Raw genomic sequence first — 3,337 nt, 5'->3', positions numbered from 1 at the left:
ACTTTCAAAAATAAACTACCATTTCGCCAACTGATACTTGCGAAGTTTAGGCATAAAATCAGGGTTGTTTTTAAACATTTGTCCGAATTGATCGTATTTCATGGTTTTTATCAATATGTCTTGATCGTCGGTAAATTTTGTTGATTCTAAAAATGTAATATACAAGAATGCAGTAATAATCAGGGACAACTAGTAGAAGTGGATTTGCAACTTTTATTTTCCATCATTCTCCTTTAATTTGCTTTTTAGGGATGCCAATTATTTGCCATATAAAGGTTTTTGGTAATGAAAAATATTTGGAATATAATTAAAATATCAAAAGAAATTAGTATTAAAAATAGATGTTAGTTGGTTGTAATTAGGGTTTATTTGGGGTGAAGTAGTGCAAAAATGAAAAATAAAAAATAAATTGTCAGATTGGTCAAATTGGAAAAAACAAAACAAAAAACAAAGGAAGGCAGAATAATAATAAATTAACTTTTTATATTGAATTATTGTTTTTGTTTTCCAACTTTCTTATTATTTTGTATCGTATTTATTTGTATTTATTGTTCAGTTTTTGTTCACTTTTAACACTAATAGAAAATAGGAATAACAATAGGTCTTTTTAGTTTCTTTGAATAAAAAATTTAACTAATGATTCTCTAATATTTTTTTTGAAATCATTCCATTTAAGATACTTTTTTTTCAAAAAAATTTCACTTTTTTCATCAAAAATAGCTTTTAACTTAGGAAAAATATGACTAGTTTCAGAATCTGCCAAAAAGCCTTTACTTACTAATTGTGGAGCACCTACTATTTTTTTGTGTTTAGCATTAACATTGGCAACAACAATTACAACTCCATCCGCTGCTAAAAGTTCACGGTCTTTTATAATGAAATCTTGCCCACCAATAACGGGAGTACCATCAATTAAAAATTTCTGTAAGAACGAGTATTAGATTCGGCAAAGGCATTTTTGTGGGTCACAATGCCAAATACTGCCATTTTCTAACAAGAAAGTTTGCTGGGTTTGAATCCTAAACTTTGGGCAATTTTTGCACTTGATATTGATGACGATATTCACCCATAACAGGAATAATGTATTGAGGTTTTAAAAAAATAAGCATCAATTTGAGGGTTTTTTCATAATCATTGAAACAAGCGTCTAGGTCTTTTACCAAAACATGGGCTTGAATATTGTGGCGTGACAAAAGATCTAGGGTTTGAGATTGCATTTGGCAAATTCTGCCATTTCTTTGGACATTAACAACACTAAATCTTGGGGCGTTAAATGAATTAAAGTAATTGTTTTTTGACACATTTTTTGGCAAATGAAACAAAGATTCAAAATGTCTTACCTAGCACAAAGACAACTAATTTTGGATGTTTTTTGGAGTCTTCTAGTGTTTTTAATTCCACTAAATTGAAGGAAGGCACTTTTAAAAAACCTTTTTTCAAAGCAATATCAATAATTTTTTCACTTTTTCTACCTAAAAAAGTTATTTTAAAATTAAGTCTACATGCCAAATCCACTATGGATTGAATTTTTAACAAATCAGGCATCAAAGAAGGAATAACAATAATACCTTCGGATTTAAGCAAGTGATTGCTAAAATAGTTATTCAATTTGTGCTCAAAACTCGATGCATCATTATTATATGCAGATGTGCTAAAAGCCCCACGACAAGAAGGCAAAAAGGCAAGTACTTTGGGTTGTACTAATTGAGCTAATCTTGTAAAATTAGTTTGAAAAATTTATTTTTAGAATGCAATAATTTAAGGTTCCAGAGTAAACGATGCTACCTCGTTTAGTTTGAAAAACCATTCCCAATGTTTCAGGAATCAATTGCGATGTAGCAAAAAAGCCACTTCCACATCATCAAAAATAAGTCTTTCATCGCTTTTAACGATTTGTAGATTAAAATTGCGGTAATTAATTTTATGACTTTGAAAAATGCGCTTTTAGAACTTGCATCGTAAAATAAGAAGCATAAACAGGGATATCAAAATCTTTCATCAAGTAAGGCAAGGCACCCAAATTGGTTTCAAAAGCTGATGATAAAAAACGCCTTTAATCTGGTCTTTGATATCTTGTAATTTGTAATAATCAGCAATCATAGAATCGATGCCATAAAGAACGGTATTGGGATATTTTAGTCCAGCATCAAGTAAAAAATAAGATTCGTTAATTTGCAAGACGTAAAAATTTTTTCACTGCCCAGTCCTCTAAAGCAAAAAATTTAATGTCATTCACTTGGAACCTCCAGTTTGTAATTTGGAAATTATTCATAATTAAAGATGAAAATAATTTCTTGAAATGTTTTGAAAATTAAAAATTAAAAAAAATTGGGATTGAATTGGGATTGCAAATCCGAATTGAGCATTGAAAAATATATTTAGGGTTGGTTTTTGGTTGTTGTTGTTGGCATTGTTGAATTATTTAGTAAATATTTTTTCGTTTTGTCAATTTAGATGTTTTTGCAAAAGCGGGATTGTGATACGATAATGCCGCATTTATTTAATTTATCAATAAAAGACTTGCAAAATGCACCCAAAAATAAAATCAAGCAACAATTGCAATTCAATAAATTAAATGCAATAAAAGACTTGCAACAAATGCACGAAAACTTTTAGGAAACTTTGCTTGTATGTGTAACATATGTATATTACCCCTTGTGTGTATTTATTGTAGAAAAATGTTATTTATTATGTTAAAAGTATTTTATAAGAGTCAAAATCAAATTTTGAATAATTAAAAATATTATCCAGAAAGGAAAAAGAAAAGAAATATAATAAAAAATATTAGGTGGATTATTTATGGTTTTGGGCAATTTGATAATAATTTTAAATCATTAACAAAAAATATTTTTCAGTTTTTCTTTGGTTTTTTCAAATATTGCATTTTTTATTGGATATGAAAATCTCCAAAAAGCAATTTTTTATTGATAAAAATATTTTTAATAATTTTCAAAATCATAAATAATGAAAAAATAATTGACTTTGGGGTAAACAGTTTTTTGAATTATTTATAATTTTTAAACTTGGCTTATATTTTTTGCCAAAGAAATTGATTTTGAGTCGGGTTGTAAAAAATAAATTTTTTGCAAATATTTAGTTTTAGATTTAGATTTGATATTAAAATCTAGATTATAACTTTTTTACAAGTTAATTTTAATATTATTGTTAGTATTAATTTGGTTTTAAAATAAGCTGAATTATTGCTTTTGATTTGAATCATTATTTTTGATTTAAAAATTTAAACACCCAATCAAATACTAAATATTATCTAATATACCTATATTATACTAAAAAAATAATTTTTAAAAACGCATTTTGCCTTAAAGTTGACAAAGAG

Annotated in this window: 4 protein-coding genes; all 4 read right to left on the bottom strand. The window is 27.0% G+C overall.

Going from position 1 to position 3,337, the window contains the following annotated elements; translation table 11 throughout:
- Nucleotides 1-607 precede the first annotated feature (607 nt).
- Nucleotides 608-835 carry a hypothetical protein gene (locus ACEW7V_RS00810; protein ID WP_374695714.1) on the bottom strand — a complete coding sequence of 76 codons (228 nt, stop codon included), beginning with the start codon at nucleotides 833-835 and terminating at the stop codon, nucleotides 608-610.
- Between the two features lie 184 nt (nucleotides 836-1,019).
- Entirely contained in the window at nucleotides 1,020-1,313 is a 294-nt protein-coding gene (locus ACEW7V_RS00805) for a hypothetical protein (protein WP_374695579.1), read from the bottom strand.
- Between the two features lie 13 nt (nucleotides 1,314-1,326).
- Nucleotides 1,327-1,677, bottom strand: coding sequence for a hypothetical protein (locus ACEW7V_RS00800; protein ID WP_374695578.1), 351 nt, complete (start codon nucleotides 1,675-1,677; stop codon nucleotides 1,327-1,329).
- 321 nt (nucleotides 1,678-1,998) lie between these two features.
- A complete protein-coding gene (locus ACEW7V_RS00795; protein ID WP_374695577.1) occupies nucleotides 1,999-2,178 on the bottom strand; it encodes a hypothetical protein in 180 nt (59 codons plus the stop codon).
- Between the last annotated feature and the right edge of the window lie 1,159 nt (nucleotides 2,179-3,337).

This window comes from Areca yellow leaf disease phytoplasma (genome assembly GCF_041920595.1).
Note: the sequence above shows the minus strand (reverse complement) of the source record. Positions and strands in the feature narration are given on the sequence as shown.